Origin of the sequence: Bradyrhizobium sp. UNPF46 (genome assembly GCF_006658625.1) — a bacterium.
GTDB classification, from domain to species: domain Bacteria; phylum Pseudomonadota; class Alphaproteobacteria; order Rhizobiales; family Xanthobacteraceae; genus Bradyrhizobium; species Bradyrhizobium nitroreducens.
The window spans coordinates 26,751-52,471 of record NZ_LFJB01000066.1 but is presented as its reverse complement, the minus strand read 5'-3'; the positions used below and the strand labels follow the sequence as shown (position 1 = coordinate 52,471).

The 25,721-nt window shown below is 64.2% G+C and carries 29 protein-coding genes; 20 read left to right on the top strand and 9 right to left on the bottom strand.

Annotated elements, in window-relative coordinates; genetic code table 11:
- Positions 1–9: 9 nt before the first annotated feature.
- The gene (locus UNPF46_RS24955; protein ID WP_174719189.1) at positions 10–678 is read right to left on the bottom strand and encodes a hypothetical protein; all 669 of its coding nucleotides are present in this window, start codon (positions 676–678) and stop codon (positions 10–12) included.
- Between the two features lie 187 nt (positions 679–865).
- Positions 866–1,996 (bottom strand): HD domain-containing phosphohydrolase, encoded by a 1,131-nt coding sequence (locus tag UNPF46_RS24950; protein WP_142251766.1) that lies wholly within the window; start codon positions 1,994–1,996, stop codon positions 866–868.
- Between the two features lie 250 nt (positions 1,997–2,246).
- Between UNPF46_RS24950 and UNPF46_RS24945 the strand changes: the two genes are divergently transcribed.
- The 13 genes from UNPF46_RS24945 to UNPF46_RS24885 all read left to right on the top strand — a co-directional run bounded on the left by UNPF46_RS24945 (position 2,247) and on the right by UNPF46_RS24885 (position 15,025).
- Entirely contained in the window at positions 2,247–2,570 is a 324-nt protein-coding gene (locus tag UNPF46_RS24945) for an STAS domain-containing protein (RefSeq protein WP_028178231.1), read from the top strand.
- Positions 2,570–2,935, top strand: coding sequence for a response regulator (locus UNPF46_RS24940; protein WP_008142319.1), 366 nt, complete (start codon positions 2,570–2,572; stop codon positions 2,933–2,935). Before UNPF46_RS24945 ends, UNPF46_RS24940 begins: the two co-directional genes overlap by 1 nt.
- Positions 2,932–5,022 carry a chemotaxis protein CheA gene (locus UNPF46_RS24935; RefSeq protein WP_142251765.1) on the top strand — a complete coding sequence of 697 codons (2,091 nt, stop codon included), beginning with the start codon at positions 2,932–2,934 and terminating at the stop codon, positions 5,020–5,022. The genes UNPF46_RS24940 and UNPF46_RS24935 overlap by 4 nt, the downstream gene beginning before the upstream one ends.
- Positions 5,022–5,483, top strand: coding sequence for a chemotaxis protein CheW (locus UNPF46_RS24930; RefSeq protein WP_174719188.1), 462 nt, complete (start codon positions 5,022–5,024; stop codon positions 5,481–5,483). The genes UNPF46_RS24935 and UNPF46_RS24930 overlap by 1 nt, the downstream gene beginning before the upstream one ends.
- Positions 5,484–5,519: 36 nt before the next feature.
- A complete protein-coding gene (locus UNPF46_RS24925) occupies positions 5,520–7,220 on the top strand; it encodes a methyl-accepting chemotaxis protein (protein WP_142251764.1) in 1,701 nt (566 codons plus the stop codon).
- 65 nt (positions 7,221–7,285) lie between these two features.
- Positions 7,286–7,774 (top strand): chemotaxis protein CheW, encoded by a 489-nt coding sequence (locus UNPF46_RS24920; protein ID WP_142251763.1) that lies wholly within the window; start codon positions 7,286–7,288, stop codon positions 7,772–7,774.
- A 54-nt stretch (positions 7,775–7,828) separates the two neighbouring features.
- Positions 7,829–9,628 carry a methyl-accepting chemotaxis protein gene (locus UNPF46_RS24915; protein ID WP_100180037.1) on the top strand — a complete coding sequence of 600 codons (1,800 nt, stop codon included), beginning with the start codon at positions 7,829–7,831 and terminating at the stop codon, positions 9,626–9,628.
- 142 nt (positions 9,629–9,770) lie between these two features.
- Positions 9,771–10,625, top strand: a complete 855-nt coding sequence (locus UNPF46_RS24910; RefSeq protein ID WP_100180036.1) for a CheR family methyltransferase — start codon at positions 9,771–9,773, stop codon at positions 10,623–10,625.
- Positions 10,626–10,642: 17 nt separating this feature from the next.
- Positions 10,643–11,734, top strand: coding sequence for a protein-glutamate methylesterase/protein-glutamine glutaminase (locus UNPF46_RS24905; protein ID WP_142251762.1), 1,092 nt, complete (start codon positions 10,643–10,645; stop codon positions 11,732–11,734).
- 5 nt (positions 11,735–11,739) lie between these two features.
- Positions 11,740–13,464 carry a chemotaxis protein gene (locus UNPF46_RS24900; protein WP_142251761.1) on the top strand — a complete coding sequence of 575 codons (1,725 nt, stop codon included), beginning with the start codon at positions 11,740–11,742 and terminating at the stop codon, positions 13,462–13,464.
- A 138-nt stretch (positions 13,465–13,602) separates the two neighbouring features.
- Positions 13,603–14,049, top strand: coding sequence for a hypothetical protein (locus UNPF46_RS24895; protein ID WP_100180034.1), 447 nt, complete (start codon positions 13,603–13,605; stop codon positions 14,047–14,049).
- 111 nt (positions 14,050–14,160) lie between these two features.
- Positions 14,161–14,442 carry a hypothetical protein gene (locus tag UNPF46_RS24890; RefSeq protein WP_100180033.1) on the top strand — a complete coding sequence of 94 codons (282 nt, stop codon included), beginning with the start codon at positions 14,161–14,163 and terminating at the stop codon, positions 14,440–14,442.
- 136 nt (positions 14,443–14,578) lie between these two features.
- Positions 14,579–15,025: a CHRD domain-containing protein gene (locus tag UNPF46_RS24885; RefSeq protein ID WP_142251760.1), complete on the top strand. Its 447-nt coding sequence runs from the start codon at positions 14,579–14,581 to the stop codon at positions 15,023–15,025.
- Positions 15,026–15,065: 40 nt separating this feature from the next.
- Here the strand turns inward: UNPF46_RS24885 and UNPF46_RS24880 are convergent, their stop codons facing one another.
- The 3 genes from UNPF46_RS24880 to UNPF46_RS37660 form a co-directional block, all read right to left on the bottom strand.
- Positions 15,066–15,431: a VanZ family protein gene (locus UNPF46_RS24880; protein WP_097662768.1), complete on the bottom strand. Its 366-nt coding sequence runs from the start codon at positions 15,429–15,431 to the stop codon at positions 15,066–15,068.
- A gap of 167 nt (positions 15,432–15,598) precedes the next feature.
- Positions 15,599–17,185 (bottom strand): EAL domain-containing protein, encoded by a 1,587-nt coding sequence (locus UNPF46_RS24875; protein WP_142251759.1) that lies wholly within the window; start codon positions 17,183–17,185, stop codon positions 15,599–15,601.
- A 737-nt stretch (positions 17,186–17,922) separates the two neighbouring features.
- A complete protein-coding gene (locus tag UNPF46_RS37660; RefSeq protein WP_174719187.1) occupies positions 17,923–18,096 on the bottom strand; it encodes a hypothetical protein in 174 nt (57 codons plus the stop codon).
- Positions 18,097–19,060: 964 nt separating this feature from the next.
- Here UNPF46_RS37660 and UNPF46_RS24865 point away from each other — a divergent pair.
- The 3 genes from UNPF46_RS24865 (at position 19,061) to UNPF46_RS24855 (ending at position 20,220) form a co-directional block, all read left to right on the top strand.
- Complete coding sequence (locus UNPF46_RS24865) at positions 19,061–19,348, top strand: hypothetical protein (protein WP_142251757.1); 288 nt, start codon at positions 19,061–19,063, stop codon at positions 19,346–19,348.
- 42 nt (positions 19,349–19,390) lie between these two features.
- The gene (locus UNPF46_RS24860) at positions 19,391–19,807 is read left to right on the top strand and encodes a hypothetical protein (RefSeq protein WP_100181471.1); all 417 of its coding nucleotides are present in this window, start codon (positions 19,391–19,393) and stop codon (positions 19,805–19,807) included.
- A gap of 176 nt (positions 19,808–19,983) precedes the next feature.
- Complete coding sequence (locus UNPF46_RS24855) at positions 19,984–20,220, top strand: hypothetical protein (protein ID WP_246668725.1); 237 nt, start codon at positions 19,984–19,986, stop codon at positions 20,218–20,220.
- Positions 20,221–20,235: 15 nt separating this feature from the next.
- On the opposite strand, the gene UNPF46_RS24850 is transcribed toward UNPF46_RS24855, so the two are convergent.
- Positions 20,236–21,450 (bottom strand): hypothetical protein, encoded by a 1,215-nt coding sequence (locus UNPF46_RS24850; protein WP_142251756.1) that lies wholly within the window; start codon positions 21,448–21,450, stop codon positions 20,236–20,238.
- A gap of 173 nt (positions 21,451–21,623) precedes the next feature.
- Here UNPF46_RS24850 and UNPF46_RS24845 point away from each other — a divergent pair, with 173 nt between their 5' ends.
- Together UNPF46_RS24845 and UNPF46_RS24840 are read left to right on the top strand one after the other, a co-directional pair.
- Positions 21,624–21,869, top strand: a complete 246-nt coding sequence (locus tag UNPF46_RS24845) for a hypothetical protein (protein WP_100180027.1) — start codon at positions 21,624–21,626, stop codon at positions 21,867–21,869.
- A gap of 69 nt (positions 21,870–21,938) precedes the next feature.
- Positions 21,939–22,181, top strand: a complete 243-nt coding sequence (locus tag UNPF46_RS24840; protein ID WP_142251755.1) for a hypothetical protein — start codon at positions 21,939–21,941, stop codon at positions 22,179–22,181.
- A 31-nt stretch (positions 22,182–22,212) separates the two neighbouring features.
- Here the strand turns inward: UNPF46_RS24840 and UNPF46_RS24835 are convergent, their stop codons facing one another.
- Entirely contained in the window at positions 22,213–22,566 is a 354-nt protein-coding gene (locus tag UNPF46_RS24835; protein WP_246668724.1) for an Ig-like domain-containing protein, read from the bottom strand.
- A 416-nt stretch (positions 22,567–22,982) separates the two neighbouring features.
- Between UNPF46_RS24835 and UNPF46_RS24830 the strand changes: the two genes are divergently transcribed.
- A complete protein-coding gene (locus UNPF46_RS24830) occupies positions 22,983–23,432 on the top strand; it encodes a hypothetical protein (RefSeq protein WP_246668723.1) in 450 nt (149 codons plus the stop codon).
- A 3-nt stretch (positions 23,433–23,435) separates the two neighbouring features.
- Here UNPF46_RS24830 and UNPF46_RS24825 read toward each other — a convergent pair whose 3' ends face one another.
- Both UNPF46_RS24825 and UNPF46_RS24820 read right to left on the bottom strand, forming a co-directional pair.
- Complete coding sequence (locus UNPF46_RS24825; protein ID WP_142251754.1) at positions 23,436–24,098, bottom strand: hypothetical protein; 663 nt, start codon at positions 24,096–24,098, stop codon at positions 23,436–23,438.
- A 63-nt stretch (positions 24,099–24,161) separates the two neighbouring features.
- Positions 24,162–24,899 carry a metallophosphoesterase family protein gene (locus UNPF46_RS24820; protein WP_142251753.1) on the bottom strand — a complete coding sequence of 246 codons (738 nt, stop codon included), beginning with the start codon at positions 24,897–24,899 and terminating at the stop codon, positions 24,162–24,164.
- A 194-nt stretch (positions 24,900–25,093) separates the two neighbouring features.
- Here UNPF46_RS24820 and UNPF46_RS24815 point away from each other — a divergent pair, with 194 nt between their 5' ends.
- The gene (locus tag UNPF46_RS24815; RefSeq protein ID WP_142251752.1) at positions 25,094–25,720 is read left to right on the top strand and encodes a transglutaminase-like cysteine peptidase; all 627 of its coding nucleotides are present in this window, start codon (positions 25,094–25,096) and stop codon (positions 25,718–25,720) included.
- The last annotated feature ends 1 nt before the right edge of the window (position 25,721 follow it).

The window sequence follows — 25,721 nt, the reverse complement described above, 5'->3', positions numbered from 1 at the left end:
TAGGTCTGCTTATTCGAGCCGCAACAGGCGGCCGATGATCGGGGTCGGCGCGGCGGTGGCGCTGGCGTCGACCTGGAAGGTGTAACGCTTGCTGCCGATGCTCGCGAGATAGCTGCCGCCCGGGGTCAGCGACTTCCCGGCCTTGGCGAAATCATAGAACTTGCCGCGGGTCATGACGTCGTTCTTGAGCGGTACGCTGATCGTGGGCTCCTTGCCGTCGGTGCGTTCGATCACCAGCGTGCTGCCGCTCTTGGCCTGGACGATGGGAGCGACGCCGTAGATCGTCGGCAGCTTCGACGGAGCGGCCTTGGTGTCGGACCGCATGGTCCGGAACGTGGTTGCCGCACTCTGGTTCGCCTCGCGCTCGGAGAGCTGCGCCGCCTTGGTGTCACAGGGCACCTTGGCACGCTGGACGTCGCCGAGCTGCACGGTGCTTTGCTCGGCGCCGACGAGCACGACGCCTTCGCTGATCGTCTCGCGCAGGCACGATTTGAGATAGCTGAGCGTGATGCTGGCCTTCGGTCCGAGCTTGATGATCTTGCCCGCAGCGACGTAGTCCATGAACTCGACGCCATCGACCTTGCCTTGCACATCCTCGACGATCGCGGCCGGCGTCTCTGCCAAGGCGGGGGCCGCAATACACAACGCGCCGACGACAGCGCCGATCAGGCTTCTCATGGGTCTTCTCATTCCATTCGACCGATACTTTGCTGGTCCCCGTCCCGGAGCGATGCCTAGCAGCGGATCGCCCGGGCAAGTGTGACCGGAATCACTCTTTGATATTGGTGCACTCTATCAGGAAGAGGTTCAAATCGGCGACCGGAGAAAAATCAAGTCGCGGCAAAGTGTTGGCGGGTGGATGCTGTCAAGCGGCCGGGATCGGCTGGTCGTCGACCGGACGTTTCTCCGCTGCACTCTCCAAAGTGGGAGCGAGAGGGGGCGCCGCTTTTTGAAAGGGCGTCGTTCGCCGACCGGTGGCGATCTCGATCACCTCGTCCCAGCGCGACAGAAAGGCCTCGACGCAGGCTGGATCGAACTGCCGGCCTTTGTTCTCGGCCAGGTAATTGCGCGCCACCTCGAGCGGCATCGGCTCCTTATATGGCCGCCGTGTCGTCAGGGCGTCGAACACGTCGGCGACCGCAACCACGCGCGCGGCGACCGGGATTTCATCCGCCCTGAGGCCGTTCGGATAGCCCGCGCCGTCCCAGCGCTCGTGGTGGCCTGCGGCAATTTGCGCACCGAGCCGGATCAGCTCGCAGCTGGAATCGGCCAGGATGCGCTCCCCGATCGTCGCATGCGTCCGGATCACCGCCATCTCCTCGTCGGTGAGCTTGCCGGGCTTGAGCAGGATATTGTCGGGAATGGCGACCTTGCCGACGTCGTGCAGGGGCGCGGCGAGATAGATGTCGCGGCAGAGCCGGGCCGGCAGGCCGAGTTGCTCGGCGATGATGCGGCTGTAGCGGGCGACCCGCAGCGTGTGCTCGCCCGTGTCGTTGTCGCGGAATTCGACCGCGAGCGCGAGCCGCAGGATGATCTCCTCCTCCCGCTCGCCGAGCTTTCGCGTCGCGGCCTCGACTTCGCTGGCCAGATGCGCGGCACGGTCGTTGAGCTTGCGCACGGCTGCACCGAGCTGAATCAAGTTCCGAAGGCGCACCGTCATCTCGACGCTTTGCGGCTGCTTGGGCAGGAAATCGGTTGCACCGGCCTGCAGCGCTTCCATCTTGACGTCGTCGGTCTGCCGCGAGGTGATCATCGCGATCGGAATGTCGGCACAGCCGGGTAAGGTACGAAAGACGCGGATGAAGCTGATGCCGTCCATATGCGGCATCTCGTAGTCGACCAGCACGAGGTCGAAGACGCGCTCGCGTGCGCAGGCCAGCGCCTCCACGGGATCGAGGAAGGTGGTGGCTTCGACCAGACCTTCGGTTTCGATGTGGCGTTTCAGGAAGTTGAGGACGGATCGGCTGTCGTCAACCAGCAGCGCTTGGGTCAGCATCGGCGGCCGGGGCTCTCTTCGCTGGCAAAGGCACGGACTCCACGCATAACCCGAGCGAATTTAACGTGAAGCAAATGCGCCGCGTCGGCCACCACGTCGCGGGTGAGATTTCAGGCTGTTTACGCCTGCACATGCCTGCGCGAATTCCAGGACAATGTGACCCGTAGTTGTACGGATGTCCGCGTTAGGGGTTTGCTCACCCGATTCGCGTCAAACGAGTATCGGAATTTTTACAAAGGCGGATACCGCGATGGCGCTCAATCCCACGGAGCCGAAGTGGTCGTTGCGGTTACCCGCAGATTGCAGCATCGCGGCCATTCGCAATGTCTACGAGCTCATTCGCGAGGCGTTCGGCCGGCAGGAGCGGCTCGAGATCGACTGTTCGAGCGTCGACAAGGCCGACGTGACTTCGATCCAGCTGCTGCTGTCGACCGCCAAGACGGGCGAAGCCCAGGGCCGTCCGGTGGTCCTGACCTCCTTCTCGCAGTCCCTTCGCAATACCCTTCGCCGTGCCGGCTTCGCCAGCGAGGCGATGATCGATCAGCATTTCCCGCAAAAGAAAGATGGCACCTGATGGCCACGATTCTCACGGTCGACGATTCCCCAAGCATCCGGCAGATGATCAAGGTCGTGCTCGAGCCGGCCGGTCACAACGTGATCGAGGCCGGCGACGGCGCACAGGGGCTCGCCAAGGCGCAGGCCGGCAAGCTCGACCTCGTGATCACCGACCTCAACATGCCCGTGATGAACGGGCTGGAGTTGATCCGCGCGTTGCGCAAGCTCCCGAGCGCGGTCGGCATGCCCATCGTGTTCCTGACGACCGAATCCAACGACACGGTGAAGCAGGAAGCCAAGAGCGCCGGCGCCACCGGTTGGATCACCAAACCCTTCAAGCCGGAGCAGTTGCTAGCAGTGGTCGGCAAGCTGGTGCGCGCATGAGTGGGATGGATCCGACCGAGGTCTTTCGCCAGGAAGCCAGCGAGCTCTTCGAGGTTCTTGAGGGAGCCCTGCTCGATCTCGGTCAGCGTCCCGATGACCGCGAGCTGGTCGATTCCGCCTTCCGCGCCCTGCATACCATCAAGGGCTCGGGCGCCATGTTCGGCTTCGACAAGGTCGCCTCCTTCACCCACGAATTCGAGACCGCTTTCGACCGCGTCCGCAAGGGCGAGATCAGGCCGACGCAGGAGCTGATCTCGGTCGCGCTCGCCGCCAAGGACTACATCCGGGCGCTGATCGAAGATCCCCAGTCCACCGATGACATCATCGGCGAGGCCATCCTCGACGACCTCAAGCGCTTCGTCTCGGCCGACCAGCCTGCCGCTCCGGTCGTCGAGATCGCCGAGGCGCCCGCGCTGGCTCCGGCTGAGAGCAAGCAGGCCGGCTGGCATCTCCATCTGGAATTCGAATCCCACATCCTGCGCAACGGCTCGAACCCGCTCGACCTGCTGGAAGATCTCTGCAAGCTCGGCCCCTGCTTCGTCGTGCCGATTACCGACGGCATCCCCTTCCTCGACGAGATGGATCCCGAAGACTGCTATCTCAAATGGGACGTCAAGCTGCACGCGGCCTGCGACAAGGATGCGATCGACGACGTCTTCATGTTCGTGCAGGACGAGATGAAGCTGACGCTCTCGCGCCTGGAGCACTCCGAAGCGCCTGCGCCGGCGCCGCTGTTCCAGCTGCTCGACGAGGAACTGGCTCCCGCGGCCGAAATGCCTGCGCCGGTGGTCGAGGCTGCTGCCGCGCCCGTCGCCGAGCAGCCCGTCGCCAAGCAACCCGTCGCCAAGGCGGAACCGAAATCCGAATCGAAGCCTGAACCGAAGTCCGAGGCCAAGCGCGACGATCGCGGCATCGCCACGGTCCGCGTTCAGGCCGAGCGTCTCGACGAGCTGATGGACCGCGTCGGCGAGCTCGTCATCGCGCAGGCGCGCCTGACCCAGCTCGCTTCGTCCGGCTCGGACCTCTCGATCAAGATGATCGCCGAGGAAATCGAGCGTCTCGCCTCGTCCTTGCGCGACACCACGATGGGCGCGCGCATGGTCCCGATCGGCTCGCTGTTCGGCCGCTTCCGCCGCCTCGTGCACGATCTGTCACGGGATCTGTCCAAGCCCGTCGAATTCGTCACCTCGGGCGAAGACACCGAGCTCGACAAGACCATGATCGAGTGCCTGGCCGATCCGCTGGTGCACCTGATCCGCAACGCGATCGACCACGGCATCGAGGACACCGCGACGCGCACTGCCAATGGCAAGACCGAGCAGGGCCGCATCGAGCTCGCCGCCGTTCATTCCGGCGCGCAGGTGCTCGTCACCGTGAAGGACAACGGCGGCGGCCTCAACACCGCGCGCATCCGTGCCAAGGCGGAAGAGCAGGGGCTGATCGCGGCGGGCGCCGTGCTGACCGATCACGAAATCCACCAGTTCCTGTTCCACCCAGGGTTCTCGACCGCGCAGACCATCTCGGCGCTGTCGGGCCGCGGCGTCGGCATGGACGTCGTCAAGCGCACCATCGAGAACATGCGCGGCACGATCGACCTGTCGACCCGGCCGGGCCAGGGCACCACCGTGACGCTGCGCCTGCCGCTGACGCTCGCGATCATCGAAGGTCTCCTGATCCGCGTCGGCGAGGGCCGCTACATCATTCCGCTGTCCGCGGTGGAGGAATGCATCGAGCTGACCGCCGAGGACGAGCGCTCCCGCGGCCGCAACTTCCTCAACGTGCGCGGCAATCTCGTGCCCTTCCTCCGGTTGCGCGAGATCATGACCGCATCCGGTGCGCCCGACCGGCACCAGAAGACGATCATCATCTCGACCGGCGAAACCCACGTCGGTCTCGTTGCCGACCAGATCATCGGCAACCACCAGACCGTGATCAAGTCGCTCTCCAAGCTGCACTCCGACGTCACGATCTTCTCCGGCGCAACGATCCTGGGAGACGGCACGGCAGCGCTGATCCTCGACGTGGCGCAGCTCGTCGCGTTGGCGCAGTCGAAGGTCGAAAAGCAGCACATCAGCGAGGCGGCGTGATGAACGAGGGTTTGACTGGCGAGCGGCAGTCGGGCGCGATGCAGGTCGTAATGATCGGCCTCGGCGAAGAGAAATTCGCGCTCGACGCCGGCCTGGTGCGCGAGATCATCGATCCCGTTCCCGTCACCAAGGTGGCAGGTGCGCGGGCCTTCGTTCCCAGCGTGATCAACGTGCGCGGCAACGTCATTCCGCTAGCCGACCTGCGCATTCGCTTCGGCATGCCGCAGCTCGACGATTCCGCCGACACGCGCATCGTCGTCATCGAGCTCGAGCTCGAAGGCGAGCCTGTCCTGGTCGGCGTCACCGCCGACAAGGTCTACGAGGTCACCGAGATATCGCAGACCGACGTGCAGCAGACGCCGCGGGTCGGCATGCACTGGAAGCCGGAGTTCATTCGCTTCATTGCGAAGTGGCGTGAAGAGTTCGTCATCGTTCCGAACATGGAACGTATCCTGAATTGAAATGCGATCTCGGGGCGAGATCGGTAGGGGCTGAACATGAGATTTACGGTCAAGGCAAAGCTTGCCAGCGCGTTCGGCGTGGTCCTGTTGCTCTCGATGGCGGCGGGCGGCCTCGCTTATGTGAAGCTCAGCGATATGATCGACACCGCGGACAATCTCGTGTCGCGCGCCGGCCGGATGGACCGTGCGGCCGAGATCGAGAAGGGGATCCTGACCCAGGTTCGGTCCGAGAAGAATCTGCTCTTGGCGCCCGATAGCGAAGCGGATGGTTTTGTCGCCGAGATCGGCAAGCAGCGCGAGGCACTTCTCAAGCTGAAAGAAGAGATTCACGCCGCGGCCTCCCCGGAAGGCAAGAAGCTGATCGAGAATTTCGGCGCCGCCTACGCCCGGATGAATGCCGTTCAGGACGAAGCGCTCAAGACCGCCCGGTCGAACAGGCCGAAAGCCGTCGAGCAGTCTTCGATCGAGGTTCGCAAAGCGGTCCGCGAGGCGTTGGACGCCGCCAACGCCTATGTTAACAACGTCAAGAAGAACATGGCTGACCGGGCTGCCTTGGCGCATGAGGACGGCAATCGCGCCCACGTCATGCTGATCTCGGCGGTGGCCGCATCGCTCGTGATCGGCCTGATAGCTGCGATCTGGATCTCCCTCAGCGTCTCCCGCGGGCTCGGCCGTGCGGTCGGCCTCGCCGGCGCCGTGGCGGCCGGAGATCTTACCCAAACAATCAATATCTCGAGCAATGACGAGATCGGCGATCTCGTCAAATCCCTGAACACGATGGTGGAAAGACTGCGCCAGGTCGTTGAGGAGGCTCTCACCGCGGCGAGCAACGTCTCAGCGGGGAGCCAGGAGCTGTCCGCCAGCGCCGAGCAGCTCTCGCAAGGTGCGACGGAACAGGCTTCGTCGGCCGAGGAAGCCTCCTCCTCGATGGAGGAGATGGCTTCGAACGTGAAGCAGAACGCCGACAACGCCAACCAGACGGAGAAGATTGCCGCGCGATCTGCCCAGGATGCCGAAGCCAGCGGCGTTGCCGTCGGCCGTGCGGTCCAGGCGATGCAGACCATCGCCGAGAAGATCACTATCGTGCAGGAGATCGCGCGTCAGACCGACCTGCTCGCCCTCAACGCGGCAGTCGAGGCCGCGCGCGCCGGCGAGCATGGCAAGGGCTTTGCCGTGGTGGCTTCTGAAGTGCGCAAGCTTGCCGAGCGTAGCCAGGCGGCAGCCGCCGACATCGGCACGCTGTCGACGGAAACCGTGAAGGTCGCGCAGGAGGCCGGGGACATGCTGTCCAAGCTCGTGCCCGACATCAAGAAGACAGCGGAGCTGGTGCAGGAGATCACTGCGGCCTGCCGCGAGCAGGATGTCGGCTCGGCCCAGATCAACCAGGCGATCCAGCAGCTCGACAAGGTCGGCCAGCAGAACGCCAGCGCGTCCGAACAGGTGTCCTCGACGTCCGAGGAGCTCGCCTCGCAGGCCGAGCAGCTCCAGTCCACGATCTCGTTCTTCCGGATCGAGGACGGCGCGCGCAAGGGGAAAGCGGTGGTCGAGCCGATCGATCGCGCCGTGGGTCAGCTTCGCGCCAAGGCCGCGCACATGGCGGCCGCCGATCGCGGAGCGAAGAAGCCGATGCCTGCCCGCAAGCCGGCGCGTGCGATGAAGGTCGCCGGTGGCGGCGGTGGCTTCGCCTTCGACATGAACGACGGCGAAGACGATCGCGACGCCGAGTTCCAACGCTGATCAATCGGTCCGGCCTCGTGCCGGACCGCACTCGTTTCCAAACCCTCGGAACCCCGGACTGCATCATGGCCGCAACCTCGCAATATCTGACGCTCGGGCTTGCCGGCGAGACGTTCGGCATCAGCATCCGCAATGTCCGTGAGATCCTCGACATGCGGCCGATCTCGCGGCTTCCGCACGCCCCGAACTTCCTGCTCGGCATGATCGACGTGCGCGGCAGCGGCTATCCGATCGTCGATCTCAGGACCAAGCTGGGCCTGCCCAGCATCGCCGCGACCGAGGCCACCCGTATCATCATCCTCGACGTGCCGATGAAGGATCGCCTGGTCGGCGTCGGCTTCGTCGCCGACTGCGTCTTCGAGGTGACCGACATCGACGAGCAGGCGATCGAGCCGGTGCCCGAAGTCGGCGGCAAGTGGCAGTCGGACTATGCGGCCGGCATCGGCCGCAAGGGCGAGAAGTTCGTCGTGATCTTCGATCTCGCCAAGCTGATGGCGAACGACAGGATCCCGGAAGCGCGCGAGGCCGGCGCGGATGCGCCGCGGGCTGCCTGAGTTTTTGTATCGCGTGAGCGTAAGCACCCCCAATTTGAAACCAACGAGACTGACATGAGATTCACCGTCAAAGCCAAGCTTGCCAGCGCCTTCGGCGTCGTCATCCTGCTGTCCATGATCGCCGGCGGCGTCGCGTATCTGAAGTTGAACGAGATGGTCACGACGGCCGAGCACCTCTCGGCCCGGGCCGGCCGGTTGGCGAAAGTCGGCGAGCTTCAGGAAGCCGTGCTGCTGCAGGTGCGTGCGGAAAAGAACACCATCCTGGCTGCCGATGCCGATCAGGACAAATTCATCGCCCAGATCACCCAGCTCCGCGAGCGCGCGATGAAGGTGAAGGACGAGGTCTTTGGCAGCGCAAGCGAGACCGGCAGGAAGATGATCGAGACGTTCGCTGCGGCATATGCAAATGCGAACAACGTCCAGGATCAAACACTCGCGCTGGCAAAGCACGATCGCGCCAAGGCGGGCGAGCGCTCGATGACCGAAGGCCTGAAGGCCACCACGCCGGCACTCAACGCGGCGAGCGATTACATCACCTATGTCAAGAAGCAGATGGCCGCCGAGAGCGAACAGGCCAGAGTTGAGGGGAGCCGCGCCACGATCATTCTGCTCTCCCTGATTCTCGCTTCGCTGGTGATCGCCGTCGGTGCCGCGGTCTGGATGGCGCTGAACATCAGTCGGTCGCTTTCCAGCGCGGTGAGCCTCGCTGACGCCGTGGCAATCGGCGATCTCAGCCAGAAGATCGAGTCTTCCAGCAATGATGAAATCGGCGATCTCATCAAGTCACTCAATACGATGACGGTGAACCTGAACCAGACCGCCGCCCTGGCCAACGAGATCTCGCAGGGCAACCTGATGGTCGAAGCCAAGCCGCTGTCGGACAAGGACACGCTGGGCCTCGCACTGGAACGCATGGTCATGAAGCTCCGCCAGATCGTGTCGGAAGCGCTCACCGCGGCCCAGAACGTCTCCGCCGGCAGCCAGGAACTCTCCGCCAGCGCCGAGCAGCTGTCGCAGGGCGCGACCGAGCAGGCTTCGTCCGCCGAGGAAGCGTCCTCCTCGATGGAGGAGATGGCCTCGAACGTGAAGCAGAATGCCGACAACGCCAACCAGACCGAGAAGATCGCCGCGCAGTCCGCCAAGGACGCGGAGGCTTCCGGCGCAGCCGTCGGCCGCGCCGTCGACGCGATGCAGACCATCGCCGAGAAGATCACGATCGTGCAGGAGATTGCCCGGCAGACCGACCTGCTGGCGCTCAATGCCGCGGTCGAAGCCGCCCGCGCCGGCGAGCACGGCAAGGGTTTTGCGGTGGTCGCTTCCGAAGTGCGCAAGCTCGCCGAGCGCAGCCAGGCCGCCGCGGCAGAGATCGGATCGCTGTCGTCCGAGACCGTGAAGGTCGCGCAGGAGGCCGGCGCGATGCTCGCCAAGCTCGTGCCAGACATCAAGAAGACCGCCGAACTCGTCGAGGAGATCACCGCCGCCTGCCGCGAGCAGGACGTCGGCTCGGCTCAGATCAACCAGGCGATCCAGCAGCTCGACAAGGTCGGTCAGCAGAACGCCAGCGCCTCCGAGCAGGTGTCCTCGACCTCGGAGGAGCTCGCCTCGCAGGCCGAGCAGTTGCAGTCCACGATTGCCTATTTCCGCATCGAGCAGGGCGGACGGGGCCCGGCGCCGATCGATCGGGCGGTCAGTCAGCTGCGGGCCAAGGCTGCCACCATGGCGGCCGTCGAGCGTCCGACCAAGAAGGTCGTGCAGGCCAAGCCGGCGCGGGCCGTGAAGGCCGCCGGTGGCGGTGGCTTCGCCTTCGACATGCATGACGGCGAGGATGATCGGGACGCCGATTTCCAGCGCTAGGACCCGCGAGGGCGCCTGCGGACCGGTTCGTTCGGTGCGGACCGGTTCGCTTTCAGTGGTTACGTGAACGCGTGGGATTCAACATGGCCAGGATGGCCCGACATTCAGTGCAGGCGGCCATCCCGGACGAGGGCCGTCGGCCATGATGCCTGCCATACAGGACACGGCCGTGCATCTGTCCGACCGCCACTTCCGGACCATCGCCGAATTGATCGAAGGCCAGGTCGGCATCAAGCTGCCTCAGGGTAAGCGGCTGATGCTGGAGGGACGGCTGCACAAGCGCGTGCGCGCGCTTAATTTCTCCGATCTCAACGAATATGTCGAGAACCTGTTCGAGGCGGACCATTTCGACACCGAGCTCACCCATCTCATCGATGTGGTGACGACCAACAAGACCGACTTCTTCCGCGAGCCGCAGCACTTCGCGTTCATGCGGGACATCGCCATTCCTGCCTTGCTGAGGTCGCACGGACGGAAGAACGCGAACCTGAAGATCTGGAGCTCGGCGAGCTCCACCGGCATGGAGGCCTACACCACCGCGATGGTGCTGGACGACATGACGCGGAACGGCTCGCGTTTCCAGTACCGCATTCTCGGGACCGACATCTCGACCGCGGTGCTGCGCCTTGCCAAGACGGCGATTTACACCCGCGACGTGCTCGCTCCCGTGCCGGAGCAATTCGTGAAGCGGTACTTTTCGTCGTCGCGGGACAAGTCGCGCGGTGAGGTGCGGGTCGTGCCGGAGCTTCGGCGCATGACGCACTTCATGCGGATGAACCTCATGGACAAGTCCTACCCGGTCGACCGCGACGTCGACATCATTTTCTGTCGCAACGTCTTGATTTATTTCGAACGGGAGACGCAGCGCAAGGTGGTGGAGCAGTTGTGCAGCCATTTGCGCCCGGGCGGCTATTTGCTGGTTGGACATTCGGAATCGATGATTCACAGTGCCGTGCCTGGGCTGAAGCAGGTTCAGCCAACCATTTTCCAAGTCTAGCCGGAGCGCCGCCCAAAATGCCGAAGCAGAAAGTTCGCGTGCTGATCGTGGACGATTCGGCGTCGGTGCGCCAAATCCTTCTGACGATCCTGTCCGAAGACCGCGATATCGAGGTGATGGGAACGGCCTCGGATCCGTTCGTGGCAGCGAAGCGTCTGCAGGACGAGATTCCCGACGTCATGATCCTCGACCTCGAAATGCCGCGCATGGACGGCATGACGTTCCTGCGCAAGATCATGGCGCAGCGTCCGATCCCGGTGATCATCTGCTCCTCGCTCACCGAAGAGGGCTCCAACGTGATGTTCGAGGCGTTCGAGGCGGGCGCGGTCGACATCGTTCCGAAGCCGAAGATCGACACGCGGCAGGCGCTGCTCGAATGCTCGACCCGGCTGCGCGAGGCCGTGAAGTCGGCGGCGCGCGCGCGGGTGCGTCCGCGTTCGGAGCGTCGGGTCATCGAGAAGAAGCTGACGGCCGACGCCATCATCCCGCCACCGGTGCAGGGCAAGACCCGGCCGACGACGGAACGCATCGTGTGCATTGGCGCCTCGACGGGCGGCACCGAAGCGCTCAACGACGTCCTCGAGATGCTGCCGGCGCATTGTCCGCCGCTTCTCATCGTCCAGCATATGCCGGCCGGATTCACCGCGGCGTTCGCCAAACGGCTCGACAGCGTCTGCCAGATCAGGGTCAAGGAGGCCGAGGATGGTGAGCCGGTGCTGCCGGGCTGCGCCTATATCGCGCCCGGCGCCCGGCACATGCTGCTCCAGCGTATCGGCCTGCGCTACCAGATCGCGATCAAGGACGGTCCGCCGGTGTCGCGGCATCGTCCCTCCGTCGACGTGCTGTTCCGCTCGGCGGCCCAGCACGCCGGCGCCAATGCGCTCGGCGTCATCATGACCGGAATGGGCGACGACGGCGCGCGCGGGATGCTGGAGATGCGCAAGCTCGGCGCCTCGACGCGGGCGCAGGACGAAGAGAGCTGCGTGGTGTTCGGCATGCCCAAGGAGGCCATCGCCTATGGCGGTGTCGAGAAGGTCGTTTCGCTGCACCATATCCCGCGCGAGATCATGCACTGGTATCAGGCCGGGCACGCTGCGGTGGCGGGTTGATGGTCATGTCGGTCGTTCCGGCCAGCACGCTCGCTGAGGCAACCGCCGCGATCGAGGACGTCTCCTCGCGGATCGAGGACGTCTTCGCGCGCGTCGGCAACGAGCTCGGACGCGGCCATCTCATCTTCAAGGAGCTGAACCAGGGCTTGGCGACGCTCTCGGGCGAGCTCTCCGGTGCCGAGATCGAGGGCGCCGCGACGGCGTTGCAGGAGATTGCCGCGCGGCTGAGCGAGCTGGCGCAGGCGCTGCCGGCGGAGAGCGCGCTGCTGGAGACGATCGGCAAGAGCACGGCGGAGGCGTCCTCGCTGCTCAAGCCGCTGTTCAAGCATATCGGGATGATCACCATCATCGCGCGCAGTGCTCGGATCGAGGCGGCTTCCCTCGACGGCGACCGCGAGGGCTTTCTCGCCTTCACCCAGGAGGCCTACGATCTCGGCAGGGCCGTGCAGCGCTCGATCGAGGGCTGCGCGCGGGACCAGCAGCGCCTGTCCGAGGCGGTCGCAACCGCCTCCGGCCGCCAGAAGGAGTTCGAGAGCCGCTACCGGGCCCAGCTGATGTCGGAGAGCGCCGAGCTCGGCGCGGCCTATTCCGGCCTGCGCGACCAGCGCAGCAAGAGCAGCCATCTGGCCGACCGCGCAGGTTCGAGCACCAGGAAGATCGCCGAGGCGGTCGGCAGCGCGATCATCTCGCTGCAGGCAGGCGACAGCACGCGTCAGCGTCTCGAGCACGTGGCCCGCGGCCTCGGCCTCGCGTCGGACGCCGCGCCGAGCCTCGTCCCCGAACCTGTTGCGAGCGATGACGGCGTGCGCGCGATCTGCCAGTTGCAGGCGGCCCAGCTCAGGGATGCCCAGCGCGAGTTCGGCGGCGATGTCGGCCAGATCGTCCGCGCGCTGACCACCATCCTGCGCGATGCGGGCAGCGTCGCCGGACACGGCCGTACGCTGTTTGGCGGCGAGGAGGACGGCTCGTCGTTCCTGACTCGGATCAAGCAGACGCTGGCGCATGCGTCGAGCCTGATCGCCACCTGCGAGGGTGCGGGCCGCTCGGTCGACGAAGCGCTCGCGATCGTCGAGGACACGCTGGCAAGATTTCGCCAGGCGATCGCCGGGCTTGCCGAGGCGACGGTCGACATCACGCTGATCGGGATGAATGCCGGGCTCAAGGCGAGCCATCTCGGCAGCCGCGGCAGCGCCTTCGTCGTCATCGCCAACGAGCTCAAGGCGACCGCCGACCAGGTCTCGGCGGGAGCCGGGCGCCTGAGACCCGTGCTCGACGGTATCGAGCGCTCGGCCCATGAGCTGAAGGAGCTTCGCGTGCAGGGTGATCCCACGCAGCTGGCCAAGCTCGAGCCGCAAATCCTTCTGGCCCTGCGCGAGGTCGAGGCCGGCAATGAACGGCTCGGCAAGCTGATGACCCGGCTCGTGAACGAAGGCGCGGAGTTCGAGAGGCTGATGAATTCGGCCCAGGGCCAGATGACCACGCTCGGCGACAGCTCCGCGGCTCTGCCCGAAGTCGCCGCGCGGCTCGAGACCGCGAGCGGCGGCGCGCAGCGGCTCCAGCCGGAGATGCAGGATCAGGCGATCCTCGACGATCTCTACGCACGCTACACGATGGAGCGTGAGCGTGACGTTCATCGCGACGTCCTGCAGGCGCTCGGACTTCAGTCGACCGCCGCCGCGCGGCGGGTCGAGGCGGTCGAGACCGCGGACGACGGCATCGAATTGTTCTGACGGCGCCGCCTCGGGCGGCGGCAATTTGACGGGTCGGCTTTGCAGGGCGTTAACCGTGGCGGAATGCTCGCCACCACGGTCATTGTCGCGCCCCAGAGTTGGTTGCAAATACCAGTAAATTTTACGACGGGTGTTTCCATGCTGAGAGAAGGCAAATACGCGGCCTGGTTCAGGACCCCGCGCGCCCAGGGCACGGGCATCGTGCATCTGGCCGAAGGACGCATCTCCGGCAGCGACAGCTTCTTCACCTATGGCGGCTCCTATCGGTTCGATGACGAGCAGCGCTTCACGGCCGTCCTGACGACGCGGCGCCATGCCGAGGGGCCACCGACCGTGTTCGGTCTGGACGAAGTCGAGGTCAACCTCGCGGGCGTGTGCAGCGGTGCGATGGCGACGTGCTCGGGAACGGCGAGGCAAGCGCCCGACGTGATGTTCGAGGTGACGCTGATCTACAGCCAGGACGATGCGCCGGCTGCGGAAGCTCGCGGCGCCGTCGTGAAGCTCAATGACAAACTGCCCAAGGGTCTCGACGGCCGTTCGCGGCCGCGTCATTTCCCGGCACCTCCGCGGCCTCCCGCATCTTAGTCTTGCGTTGACGCTGTCGCAGCGAAACGGGCTGCGACCGCGGCGCGACAACGGTGCATTTAGGCGCAGACGGCTAAGGATGAGGCCGCTTTCAAAGGGACGGACGAGAACATGCCTCAGATCTGGATGACATACGACGAACTGGCGACGCTCAGCGGCTGCACGCCGGCGGAAGCCAGACTACGGGCCATGCATTTGTCGCTCGACCGCCGCAAGAGCCGCGACGGCGCGACGCGGGTCAAGCTCGACCTCGCGCTGACCGCCAAGTTCTTCGCATCGATCCGCGAAGCGGATTTCGATCTCGACGGCGCCATCGCCGCGCTCCAGAGCACGCACAGGCACATGGCCGAACTACTGGCGCCAACCGGGTTCCGCGAGCGCGGGGCCGCCTAGGCACTCGCCTCGCAGGCTCGGATGCACCTGGACGTCCGATAGGTTTTCGCGAATCAGGCATAGTCTCGTCTCCGGAAGATATGGCCGGAACCGGGGTTTCAACCGAGACGGGTCATGGAGCCCGCAGGAGAATGCCATGAGGAACGCCAAGTATCGGGTCGGGGTGACTTTGTTGGGAACGGCGGTGCTCGGCGGGTTGTTGACCATCACGGCCGCGCCGTCACGTGCGGACGTCGTCAAGCTGCGGGCCGACCTCAAGGGCAGCAATGAGGTGCCGCCGAACAGCTCTACCGGTTCAGGCAAGGCCGAGGCCACGTTCGACACGGAGACGAAAGTGCTGACCTATACGGTCACCTATGCCGATCTCACGGGGCCGGCGATGGGCGCTCATTTCCATGGTCCGAGCGAAGCGGGCAAGAACGCCGGCATCGCGCTGCCGTTCAAGACGGTGCAAAGCCCGATCCTGGGCAATGCCACGTTGACGGACACGCAGGCGGCCGATCTGCTGGCCGGCAAGTGGTATGCGAACATCCACACGGCCGCAAATCCGGGCGGCGAGCTGCGCGGGCAGATGATGAAGTAGGAGGACTGCGGCGCTGAACAGATTGTCAGCGCCGTGCGCTTCAGGCGGGCGGCCGGGGCAGGAAGGCCAGGATTGTCTGGGCGAGGATGACGCCGACGGTCCCGCCCGCCGCCTTTTGCAGCACGTCCAAAAAGCCCGGATCGCGATCGGGAGTCAGCGCCTGCAGGACTTCGAGCCCCGTTGCGACGGCCAAGACGAGCGAGCAGGCCAAGACCAGCCTGCCGGGCAACAGGAAGGCCAGAAGGAAACCCAGCAGGCCATAGGCGCTGAAACGTTCGATGACGACGATCCAGTAGGCCTCGCTATGCCCCATGAGCGCCGGCCGTCCCGCCAGTCTTGCCAGGGTGGCATAGACGATGAGAGCGAGGCAGATGGCCGCGGCCGCAATGAGGTGATTCCGACGCATGGCCTACCATAGCCGCTTGGCTGCCATCCCGCTTTGAAAGACGAGAATATCGTTAAAGGCATCCCGCCGTCGTTCGGGCGCGAACGGTCGAAAGCCAGCCGCCACCGGGGCATCGGAGCCGTGGAAGCGCGCGTGGCGCACGATGAGAGGTCCTCCGGCTGAGCCGGTCAGGCCACCAGGACATCGCCGGACGGCGCGGCGACCGAGGCGTTGCGGCGTGACTCGACGAGCTCGCTGAATTTGGCAAACGGAAGCGGTGCGGCGACGAGATAGCCCTGACCTTCCTCGACGCCGGACGCGATCAGGGCGCGGCGCTGCTCCTCCGTCTCGATGCCTTCGGCAACGACCGTCATCCGGAAGTCCTTGGCGAGCGCGACCAGCATCTCGACGATCGTCGTGGTCGATGCGTCCACGGTGATGGTGTCGACGAAGAACTTGTCGATCTTGATCGCGGTGGCGCCGAGCCCCTTCAGCCGCGACAGCCCGCTATGGCCAACGCCGACGTCGTCGATGGCGACGCGGAAGCCGTGGTCACGCAGCTCGGCCACCACGGCTGCCGCGTGCGTGAGATCGTCGAGCTCGTCGCGTTCGGTCACTTCGACCACGATCTGGCGCGCGGATATTCTGGACGCCAGGACCGTGCGGCGCAGCGTTTCGACGAAGCCGGCACTCAGCAGGTGCTTGGGCACGACATTCACGGACATCTTGAAGCTCTTGTCCGCCCTCAAGACGGTCTGCAGGTCGGAGAGTGCCGACCTCAGGATCTGCCAAGTCATCGCCTGGATGCGCCCGCTGGATTCGGCCAGCGGAATGAAGTTCATGGGCGGCACCACCGTGCCGTCCCGACGAACCCAGCGCGCCAGAACCTCGCAGCCCGTGATCCGGCCCGTGGCGAGCTCGAAGATGGGCTGGTAGTACGGCTTGAATTCGCCGGCTGCGAGGGCGCGATCGAGATCGGCGACCGGCCCTTCCATCCGGCGGCTGCGCGCCAGCAGCATGCCGAAGAGCGCACCAAGTCCAAGGGCGAGCGCGAGCGCCGGCCAATACGACTCGCTGTTCCAGCTCGACAGAACTGCACGCTCGAGCCGGATGGTGGCGTGAAGCGGGAAGCGCGTGGAATGCCTGTCGAAGCTGATCGGCCCTGGCAGCGGCCTGTCGGCATCGAGCCGGAATGCGCCGAGCTTCTCGCCGTTGCTCAAGGCGAGGACCACTTCGCTGTGCGCGCGGAGCTCGGCGGGCATGAGATCGAACAGGCCGGCGTTGATGCCGACAATGGCGACCAGCGCCGAGCTCCGATTGACGTCCCTGAGCACGCCCAATGCGTCGCCGCCGAACTGCTCGACGCGGAACAGCGAGAGCTTCCTGTCGTGCGAGGGCAGCATGTCGCGGCGATCCGCCCATCCCTTGTCGAACTCGAGCGTCTCGGAATAGGCCGAGCAGATCACCGATCCGTCCGGATTGACGAGGCGGACGTCCTTGATCGCCGAGCGCTGGTAGACATGGAGCCGCACGGCTTGCAGCGCTGCCGGCGCGCAGCTGGCGAGATCACGCTTGGCGAGCTCGTCGAGGCTGGCCACGGCAAAATCGACGGCCAGTTCGGAGCGGCGCAGGACGACCTCGGTCAGTTCGTTGAGCTGGTGCACCTGCTGGTGGCGGATGACGGCCTCTGCCGCGAAATGGCCTGCCAGCCCAAAAGCAATCGTGCTCGCAAGCACGAGCGCCACAAATGGAAGGTTCGCTCGCTGGAGTCTCATCCGGTCCGGGCGGAATTCAGGAGAGGCTGGGGACTGATCTTGCGAATGATCCTAGCCAGAGGGGGCTAAGATAGGGTTTAACGGCCAGACCGGTCCGGAAGGGCTCCGAGTGGTTTGCCTGGCCAATGGTCGCGCGGCCTACGCATGGAAAGTTGAGCAGTATGATCAGGACGTTAAGCCTCCTCCTGTCGTTAGTCGTCGGAAGCTCCGCGGCCTGGGCACAGGGAACCAAAGACCAGCCGTCGGGCACTCAGCCCACCTCGTCCACCCGCAGCGGCACAGCGACGAATTCCAGCTCGGACAGTATGGGTGGAGCTTTCAAGGGGACGGGTACCCCCAACTACGGAACCAGCCCAGGGATGGGTTCACAGAAGAAGACGCGCAATTAGGCTCAACAGCCCCGGGGGACCGAAGGCAGCGCGCTGAGCCCGGTTCACCGTGGGCGGGCCGCGATCGCTTCTGGATAAGGTCTGCTGGACTCAACGGTGTGGGCCGCGGCGGGACCGCGGGCGGCCCGCAGCCGGAGCACGACGAAGGCGATGTTGATCGCCAGCCAAATCAACATTGCGGAAATGGCAAAATGGAGCACTGCCAGACCTCACTGCGACGTCTGGTGTTAACACCTCACGGTTGCCCTGGTTCCGTGCTGCAAGGCGCAAGGCTTCACGTGCTCTGCTTGGAGTGTTGCCGAAACGGCGGATAAGGAAAGCTGTTGGCCGCGAGGAGCTGTTCCCGGACTAGCTCTTCTTGCCCGGCTTCGACTTCAACGAAAGACCAAGCCGCAGAGCCATGCGCTTGATCGCATCAGGCGAGCGTCCGAGAACTTTCGCCGCCTCTTCCAGCGAAGCCGAAGACTTGGCCAACTCCATGAGCCGGCGGTCTTCCTTGAACGACCAGGGCTTGCGCGCCATAACCGAAATGATCCTCTTCGACACAATGACAAAGCCGCCAAGCGACCCATGTTCGCTCGACGGCTTTGCTTGGGTGGGGCCAAGCTTGGGGGAGCCTGGTGCGAAGATGGATATGCGTTTGGTGAGACTTCGCAACAAACAACGCGGATTAAGCTAACCTCTCAACCTTACCGGCAGGATGTTGATGCAGGACGCTCGGTATAACCACGGGTGCTTCGTCAGAATTGTTGTCTGCGACGGCTGCCGGAAACGCCCGAGAAACATATCGTCCTCTCGTGCAGATCGCGGCGGTACCAGACCGCTGCGCGCTGAGCCGCTTCGTTCGAGGCTGCTCGACGGGAGAAACAAGACTTAATATTCGCCGGCTGGATTTCGCCGTCGGATAGTGCGAGATATCTGCTAAAAGTTTCATCGCCGATGATCTTGAACCCGTCACAACATCGCGTTGAAATGTATCGGGAGGAACGTTCCGAACATCGAGAACATTCCAAATGCTTGCAATTCTGGTTCTGATTTCGATCTTCGCAGCTGGCTTTGGCTGCGGCTATGGCCTACGGGCGCGGCGCTCGCGCAAACGGTCGGCACGATTTCGTCTCTATGCGCCATATAGCCGGGCAGCGATGGGAGCCAAGCAGGGCGAGCATCCATCGTAGTGGCACTGCCATGGACGCGATGTGAGCGCACGCCGACCTTGCCCTGCCGCCGGCTCGGATAACCATGCGCAGTTAGGTTAATCTGTCGCCGTCCTTGAGCGCTTTGGAAAGGCAATTTAAGACGGATCAGTTCATGGCAAGCTTGAGCCCTCGATATTTCCGAGGGCGCGCGGATAGGCGTTAGATGACGTGGCTGATTGCGTTGCTGGGCGCGGCGACTTGCGCCATGATTTCGATTGCGTTTGTTTGTAGCTATGGCCGGCATCTGAGAGACCTTCCAGGTCCTTGGATCATGAACGAGGGTCGTTCAAATGATTGATCAACGGCACAACGCGCCGCGCAGGTATTTCGTTGATGCGCAGGGGCACCGCGTTCTGATCGGCCTTTCGCTGGATGAGACGGCGGAATTCGAAGCCCTGGATATTGCGCCAATGGAGACAGTGCAGCTCATGGCCGAATCCGGCATGGGTAAAGTCGCCCCGGTTGACGACGTCCGATGGCTTGAGCTCTATTCCAAGCACGAAGGCGCCTGGCGGGCTTGGATCGCACAAAGCCAGGCGGGGCGGGCGCAGGATTCAGGCTTTGTTAACTATGTCTGACCGATGGTAGCGGCTTAGATCTCGACAATGGGGATGGCCCACATGTTTCAGCTGTTCCTGAGAGCGCGCGCGCACAACCTTCTCGGCTCCCGCCGTGAAGACAAGGGCTTCAAGGCCCGCTCCGCCGAGCGTGATGCGGAGACGGACCGCGCAAGGATCGGCGCCGTCATGGCTGCGATCGACACGGCACTACGAGATGCGGAGAGAGAGCAGGTCGGGCTCAACCGACGTGTCGACGATGCGCTTGCGCGTGCTTCCGTCACCTTCGGAAACGGCACCGACGAGTATCTCGAGCGCGAGGCGCTGGACAATCATCACCAGGATCTGTTCGCTGCCGACATCTCCAACGGCCAGCGCCGGCTCAAGGAATTGGCAAGCAGCATTGCGCATCTGAAGTTCGTCAAGACCGCAATGCTCACGCGCTTTCCGGATTTCAAGCCGCCGCAGCTCAACAGCTAGGATAGGCAGCCGCGCGCTCTGCGGCCATCCTTCGAGACGCACCGCGTGACAATTCGGCGCCGCTTTGCCGTTTGGCGCGTCGATCCTTTTTGCTATGGTTCCGGCAAGCACTCATGGTTTGAAGGAGCAACAAGGTGCCGATCAGGGATATGCGAAGGTTGGTTGGATTGGCATGTGTGCTGACATTGGCCGCGCCGGTGACGGCGTCGGCCATTACCGTCGAAGTGGCGCGCGCCTGCGATGCGGCGGTGGCCAAGGCCTTCCCTCCGAGGCAGATCGGCAACCCCGCGGCCGGCAGCGCCAAGGGAACGGCCAAGGATCAGCGTGAATACTTCCAGAAATGCGTGGCGAACAACGGCAAGGTCGACGACGCGCCCGCTGAGCCGTCCAAGGACAGCAAGCCCGGCAAATAGCCGTCGGCTATCGCTTTAGCGCGGCGGCGGGCAGGGCGAATAGAACGCGCCGTTCGCCGCATTGATGCGTTCGACGCATTGGTTGGGATCGGTGACGGTCCCGGCCACGGTGAAATCGTAGCCCATGCCTTTGACGACGACGACGTAGCGTCCGGGCGACAGCGTGAAGCCGTCCTGCTCCGGTTGCAGCAGCAGCATCCTCTGCTGATCTTCGACCGGCCCCACCTTGTAGGGGTAGGACATGCTGCGAATGACCCAGGAATCGCCCGCGCTGACCATGGCGGCCTTGCCGGAGGCATCAACGCCCATTGACCGCGACACCTTGGCGACGACGCGGACTTCGGTCACGCTTGCCTCGATGCTTCCGTCCGGTCTGAACACGATGAATCTGACGTCTCCGCTCGTCAGTGTCGTTGCGCTCGGCGTGCTTATGGCCGCTGAGATCGCAACGCGGCGGTCAGGAATCTTTCCGGGGACGGGCTTCAGTTCCTGCAATTGCCCCTCGTTCAACGCGTAGACGCCGAAGGTCGTCGGCAAAGGCATCGAGGGTTGTGCAGCGGGCGCCGGCTCCTTTGTGGTGTCGGGCGACCGCTCGACAGGCTCGTTCTCCGTTGGGGTCGCCGTGGCGGCCGGCGGGGGCTCGGGGCTGGTCGGCACCGGCCCGGATGGCCGCGATGATTGTGTCAGTGCGGCCACCTGCGTCTTCAAACGGGGCCATAAGATCACCGCGGCGCTTGCTCCGGCCATGAGCAAAAGAATGCCGGCCAGTCGAACAAGAGAGGTGAAGGTGCCGCTCCGTTTGGGCTGATCGAGCGATGGCGGCGGTGCCACGGGACGGCGCGGGGCTCCCGCATCCTTCGGAACAGGCGGTGCAGCCGAAACGGGTGATGCCGGAATAGGCGGGGGAGGAGTGCTGGCGACCGGTGGGGGGACCGAAACGGCGGCTGTCGCGCCGGCCTTTGGCGCCTCCGCTGCAGCGCTGCGCGCGAAGGTACGTTCGACCTCCTTGATGGCGCGTTCGAGGACCTGCTGAAGCTCGCGCGATTCCCGCGCGTCCGCGTGCGTGAATTGCTCCATCAGCTTGACGCGCGCCAGCTCGTAGACAATCTCCCGCATCTGCTGGGGATCGTCGGATACGGCGCGGATTCGGCTCGACAGGAGACGGATAAACCCGGCTTTGATCTGCTGCGTCGAAGGAGCGTTGTCCGCGGTTTCACCGGAGTCGGTCATCAAGGCCGATCAAGTAGCCCGGATGAGGCCATTTCGCTAGGATTTTCCGCTCGAGACGTCGCGACGGAGACAGCTGTCCCGGCACGCCCAGGCTGCTCGTGTCGTTCGAAGATGCTTGCTTTTAGGGGAAAACCTGTGACATTTCGCGGAGCTCCTCATTCCGGTGTTTGACCATGCGCGGCGTTCTAGCAGTCCTCTCGGTTCTGACGTTCCTGGCTTCGCCTGCCGTTGCGCAAGGGACCAAGGATCAGGCCAACACCACGAGCTCCAGCATCATCACGACGCCTACGAAGAAGGCACAGACCAATCAGGCGGCCTCGCGGCCGACCGCCGTTCGGAACCTCTCGGGCAGCCTGCCTGCTGGAAAGTCGGCCCAGGGCGTATGGCGCGATGGCAAGCTTGTCGCCGTTCCCCGCTGAGGCCGCCGCCCAACGAACCGTGAAGGAACGGTGATCGCCTCCCTGACGTTCTTGCTCGGGAGATATCGTATGAAACGACCAGTTCTGATCGCCATTGCTATGCTTGTGCCCGCAGCTGCCTGGGCCCAGGGCGTCAACGATCCATCGACGCCCAACCGCAACGTGACCATCGTCAATCCGTCGCAGCCCGCGCCCCCCAACGCGACGCGCAATATTCCGAGCCGGATCGAGCCGCCCGTGACGACCGGCGGCGGACGCGCGCGGCCCTATTACGGGAACAGGACCCGGGGCAGCGGGTCGAGCCGTCGCTAGTCGCGCCTTTCACCCCTCGGCATGTCTTGAGCTATTGCGGGTTGACCTCGACCTCCAGGGTTGACGTCCCTGCATCGTGTCGGTTCTTGCCTGAGATCAGCAGCGTGAACTTGTCGGTGCCGTGCGTCTGGTTCTCGGCCGAATAGCGGAAGCCGGAGCCAACCACGGCCAACTGTCCGCGTGACGGTCCGCTCACGACCGAGACGTTGAAGATCTGCATGTACGACCAACGCAGGCCCTGGATGCACTCCGCGCCGGGCGCGATCGACATCGTCCATTTCACCGTGTCGTGCGACAGCGCGAACGGCGTCCGCTCCTTGATGCAGAGCGGGCTCGCCTGCGCAGCGAGGCAGGACGCAGCGAAAGCGGCAGCGGCTAGCAACAATATTGGTCCTGCGCGCATTGTCGGCGATCCCACGAGCGGATGCCGAAAGCTAGCAGCAATGAGCTAATGAGGTCTTAGAAGGGGGCCGGTTGCCTGTCTCTGATCATTTGAGGCGATCTCGGATACAGCAACGATCCGTCGGCCTGGCTTGGAACCAAACCATTCTGCCTCCGGTTTTGTCCGACGGGTCAAGTTGAATTTCGGAAGGCGGCTTCGATTTCGGGAAATTGGTAACCCTTTGATTTGGCTCGGGCCGTCTACTGTGCATGGGGTTGTTTTTCGATTTTTGTGAGCCGGACCCGAAGCTTCAGGGCCAAAGCAGCTGACTGCGGATCCACCGTCTTGCAATTGGGAACCTGATGAGCTGAAGTTGCGGCGGCCTATGACTGCTGTTGGTCGTCCTTGGAGTCACCGGAGTGCAATTCACGCGCCGCAAGTCCGTATCAGATCGCCGGATGCCGGGAGATGCGCCGGTCAAGGCGATCGTGGCCGCCGCTGTCGGACTTGCCGTCTATGTTAGCGGTCCGCTCTCATGTCGTGCTCAGAGCGAACCCGAGCCCTCGCTCAGCGACTATCTTCCGCCAAGCGAGCCGGAAGTGACGCGCGACGCATGGCGGCAACGGATCGAGGACGCGCGCCGCCGCGCCAAGGAGGTCTCGCGCGAGCGGCGGGAGCATCCCGAGCTCTACAAGCCTGTCCCGGAAGACCCGGACCTCGTCGCGACCGAACGTCTGCTTCGCGACGACAGCCTGCAGCGAGGCGACATCGTCACGACCAAGAAGGGCATGTTCGTCTATCAGGGGCGATCCGACCAGCCGCGCCGCGATCAGGACTTCGTGCCGGTCAATCCGAAATCGGTGCGCTGAGGCTCAGTACCGCCGCAGGATCTCGTTGAACTTGGGATCGGTCACTTTCGTGGTCTCGAGCAGCAGCGACTTGCCCTGCGGCGTCGCCTGCACATAGGCCGCGATCAGCAGCGGCTCGTAACGGGAGCGATTGGCCAGTGCGGCGCGGATGTCGGATTGCGCCAGCAGCTTGATCTCCTCGTCCGTTGCGGCCGCGCTGGAGGTCACTGTCCGCACGCGCGCGAAGGCGACGTCGATCGGCACCGATCCGGTCAGATAGGACATCTTCACCGCAGGCGTCGCCGCTTCGCCGGCCTGGGCCTGCAGCGTGCCGAGCGTGAGCCAGAGCGCGGGCCTGATCGGCGAGATATTCAAGGCCGTGACGATGGCGGCCTGGGCGGCCTTGTTCTCGCCGGCCCTTCCACCGGCATCGATTGCTGGGTGGTGAAGAACGTCGGCGGCCCTCGCCGCCGCGTAATTCGCGAGCAGGTCGCCATCCAGCGAAACCGAAGCCAGGACCCCGCCGGCCGCCAGCTTGGCCTTCTCGGGCGGGATCTCGCCCGAGAACAAATCACTCGCGCGAAAATCCGGTCGGACGACATCGCCGTAGAACGCCATGGCGGCATGAAGCGCCAGCAAGACCGCGGTGCAGATGCCGATGACGCGAAGCGGGATCATGCGGTTCATGGTGAAATCGACGAGGCCTGTGAGGGCGGAGCGAATAGGGGATTCGAAGGGCAGCCGAAGCTCTTAAATTGCCATCAGACTATCGCCTTGGATCGTCAGCAGCGTCAAGTTTCCGGTCGCGTAGGCGCCGGTGTCGATATTGATGCGGTTCGGGCGAATATCGGGCACGCTGACCGGCGTATGACCGTGGACGATATATTTGCCGAAGCGTTCCTCGGAGGCGAGGAACTCCTCGCGGATCCAGAGCAGGTCCTCGTCCTTCTGCCGCTCGAGCGGGACGCCAGGCTTGACGCCGGCATGCACGAAGAAGAAGTCGCCGCAGGTGAACGACGAAGGCAATTGCTGCAGGAAGGCCAGGTGCTCGGGGGGAAGCGCGCGCTTCAATCCTTCGATCAGCTCGACCTGTTGTTCCGCGGTCGGGTTCATGGTCGGCGTGATGCCGTAGGAGACCAGCGTCAGCAGGCCGCCATAGTGGCGCCACTCCTGCAGGCGGGCGGGGTCCTTGAGGACCTCGAGCAGGAAGATCTCGTGGTTGCCCTTGAGGCAAACCGTCTCGTGCGATTTCGAGCGTGCGATCAAGAGATCAAGAACGGCGCGTGAGTCCGGGCCGCGATCGACATAGTCGCCGAGGAAGACCTGGATGGCGCGTTCGGGAGCCGAGCGGGCAAGATCCGCGTCGATCACGGTTAACAGGGATTGAAGCAGATCGGCGCGGCCATGCACGTCCCCGATGGCATAGACGCGAATGCCGTCGGGAAGCCGCGGCTTGGTCTTCTTTCGAAAGCGTGAGGAAAGGCCCATCAGGTCGGTCGAATCGCATCCAGCGTCACGAGCGGAACGTCGTGACCGCTCTTAGCAGAACAAGTCACACATCGGTATTCTTAATTGTTTCCGACAAAGGTGCCCGCATTTTGATTAAAGGATCGCGCGGCCTTTGAGCCGTATTTCAAGACGTCTCGCGTAGCGTCTTCCCAACAAGAAATGGGGAGCGCGACATGCGCAAAGTTGTGAAGTTCCTGGCGGGCGTGGCCGCCATCGTCGTTGCTGCGGGGGTGCAGCAGCGCGCTGAAGCCGCTTTCGTCGGTGCGCCGATGGGGCTGCGCGGGGCCATCCAGTACATCAAGTTCGATCAGCCGACGCTGGCGCCGATGGCGTTCACGCTATTTTGCCTGAAGTACAAGGACGAGTGCAAGCCGCGTCCGCAGCAGATCGTCTTCCGGGGCGGTCGCCTGAAGCTTACGGCCGAGCGGTTGGCGCAGATGCAAGAGGTCAATCAGCAGGTCAATACCGCCATCCGTCCCGAGGCCAATCTGGAAGGGCTGCGCGGCGAGAAATGGCTGCTGCATCCGGTGAGCGGCGACTGCAACGACTACGCTGTGACAAAACGCCACGAGCTGATCGCCAAGGGCTTTCCGGCGCGTTCGGTGCTGCTCAGCGAGGTCGTGACCACCTGGGGCGAGCATCATCTCGTCGTCGTGGTGCGGACCTTCTCCGGCGATCTCGTGCTGGACAATCTCTCCGGCCACATCCTGCCGTGGTCGAAGAAGCCCTATCGCTGGGTTCGCATCCAGTCGCCCAAGAACCCGAACTACTGGGCTTCACTTGGCGACCGCGCGGTCTGAT

Bases quoted from the DNA above. Each gene is read 5' to 3' on its own strand.
- UNPF46_RS24860 (WP_100181471.1), top strand. From the start codon at position 19,391: ATGTTTCAGCTGTTCCTGAGAGCGCGCGCGCACAACCTTCTCGGCTCC.
- UNPF46_RS24895 (WP_100180034.1), top strand. From the start codon at position 13,603: ATGCTGAGAGAAGGCAAATACGCGGCCTGGTTCAGGACCCCGCGCGCC.
- UNPF46_RS24910 (WP_100180036.1), top strand. From the start codon at position 9,771: ATGATGCCTGCCATACAGGACACGGCCGTGCATCTGTCCGACCGCCAC.
- UNPF46_RS24840 (WP_142251755.1), top strand. From the start codon at position 21,939: ATGAAACGACCAGTTCTGATCGCCATTGCTATGCTTGTGCCCGCAGCT.
- UNPF46_RS24935 (WP_142251765.1), top strand. From the start codon at position 2,932: ATGAGTGGGATGGATCCGACCGAGGTCTTTCGCCAGGAAGCCAGCGAG.
- UNPF46_RS24890 (WP_100180033.1), top strand. From the start codon at position 14,161: ATGCCTCAGATCTGGATGACATACGACGAACTGGCGACGCTCAGCGGC.
- UNPF46_RS24850 (WP_142251756.1), bottom strand. From the start codon at position 21,450: ATGACCGACTCCGGTGAAACCGCGGACAACGCTCCTTCGACGCAGCAG.
- UNPF46_RS24865 (WP_142251757.1), top strand. From the start codon at position 19,061: ATGATTGATCAACGGCACAACGCGCCGCGCAGGTATTTCGTTGATGCG.
- UNPF46_RS24930 (WP_174719188.1), top strand. From the start codon at position 5,022: ATGAACGAGGGTTTGACTGGCGAGCGGCAGTCGGGCGCGATGCAGGTC.
- UNPF46_RS24940 (WP_008142319.1), top strand. From the start codon at position 2,570: ATGGCCACGATTCTCACGGTCGACGATTCCCCAAGCATCCGGCAGATG.
- UNPF46_RS24920 (WP_142251763.1), top strand. From the start codon at position 7,286: ATGGCCGCAACCTCGCAATATCTGACGCTCGGGCTTGCCGGCGAGACG.
- UNPF46_RS37660 (WP_174719187.1), bottom strand. From the start codon at position 18,096: ATGGCGCGCAAGCCCTGGTCGTTCAAGGAAGACCGCCGGCTCATGGAG.
- UNPF46_RS24955 (WP_174719189.1), bottom strand. From the start codon at position 678: ATGAGAAGCCTGATCGGCGCTGTCGTCGGCGCGTTGTGTATTGCGGCC.
- UNPF46_RS24825 (WP_142251754.1), bottom strand. From the start codon at position 24,098: ATGAACCGCATGATCCCGCTTCGCGTCATCGGCATCTGCACCGCGGTC.
- UNPF46_RS24820 (WP_142251753.1), bottom strand. From the start codon at position 24,899: ATGGGCCTTTCCTCACGCTTTCGAAAGAAGACCAAGCCGCGGCTTCCC.
- UNPF46_RS24915 (WP_100180037.1), top strand. From the start codon at position 7,829: ATGAGATTCACCGTCAAAGCCAAGCTTGCCAGCGCCTTCGGCGTCGTC.
- UNPF46_RS24925 (WP_142251764.1), top strand. From the start codon at position 5,520: ATGAGATTTACGGTCAAGGCAAAGCTTGCCAGCGCGTTCGGCGTGGTC.
- UNPF46_RS24945 (WP_028178231.1), top strand. From the start codon at position 2,247: ATGGCGCTCAATCCCACGGAGCCGAAGTGGTCGTTGCGGTTACCCGCA.
- UNPF46_RS24950 (WP_142251766.1), bottom strand. From the start codon at position 1,996: ATGCTGACCCAAGCGCTGCTGGTTGACGACAGCCGATCCGTCCTCAAC.
- UNPF46_RS24885 (WP_142251760.1), top strand. From the start codon at position 14,579: ATGAGGAACGCCAAGTATCGGGTCGGGGTGACTTTGTTGGGAACGGCG.
- UNPF46_RS24905 (WP_142251762.1), top strand. From the start codon at position 10,643: ATGCCGAAGCAGAAAGTTCGCGTGCTGATCGTGGACGATTCGGCGTCG.
- UNPF46_RS24815 (WP_142251752.1), top strand. From the start codon at position 25,094: ATGCGCAAAGTTGTGAAGTTCCTGGCGGGCGTGGCCGCCATCGTCGTT.
- UNPF46_RS24900 (WP_142251761.1), top strand. From the start codon at position 11,740: ATGTCGGTCGTTCCGGCCAGCACGCTCGCTGAGGCAACCGCCGCGATC.
- UNPF46_RS24875 (WP_142251759.1), bottom strand. From the start codon at position 17,185: ATGAGACTCCAGCGAGCGAACCTTCCATTTGTGGCGCTCGTGCTTGCG.
- UNPF46_RS24880 (WP_097662768.1), bottom strand. From the start codon at position 15,431: ATGCGTCGGAATCACCTCATTGCGGCCGCGGCCATCTGCCTCGCTCTC.
- UNPF46_RS24845 (WP_100180027.1), top strand. From the start codon at position 21,624: ATGCGCGGCGTTCTAGCAGTCCTCTCGGTTCTGACGTTCCTGGCTTCG.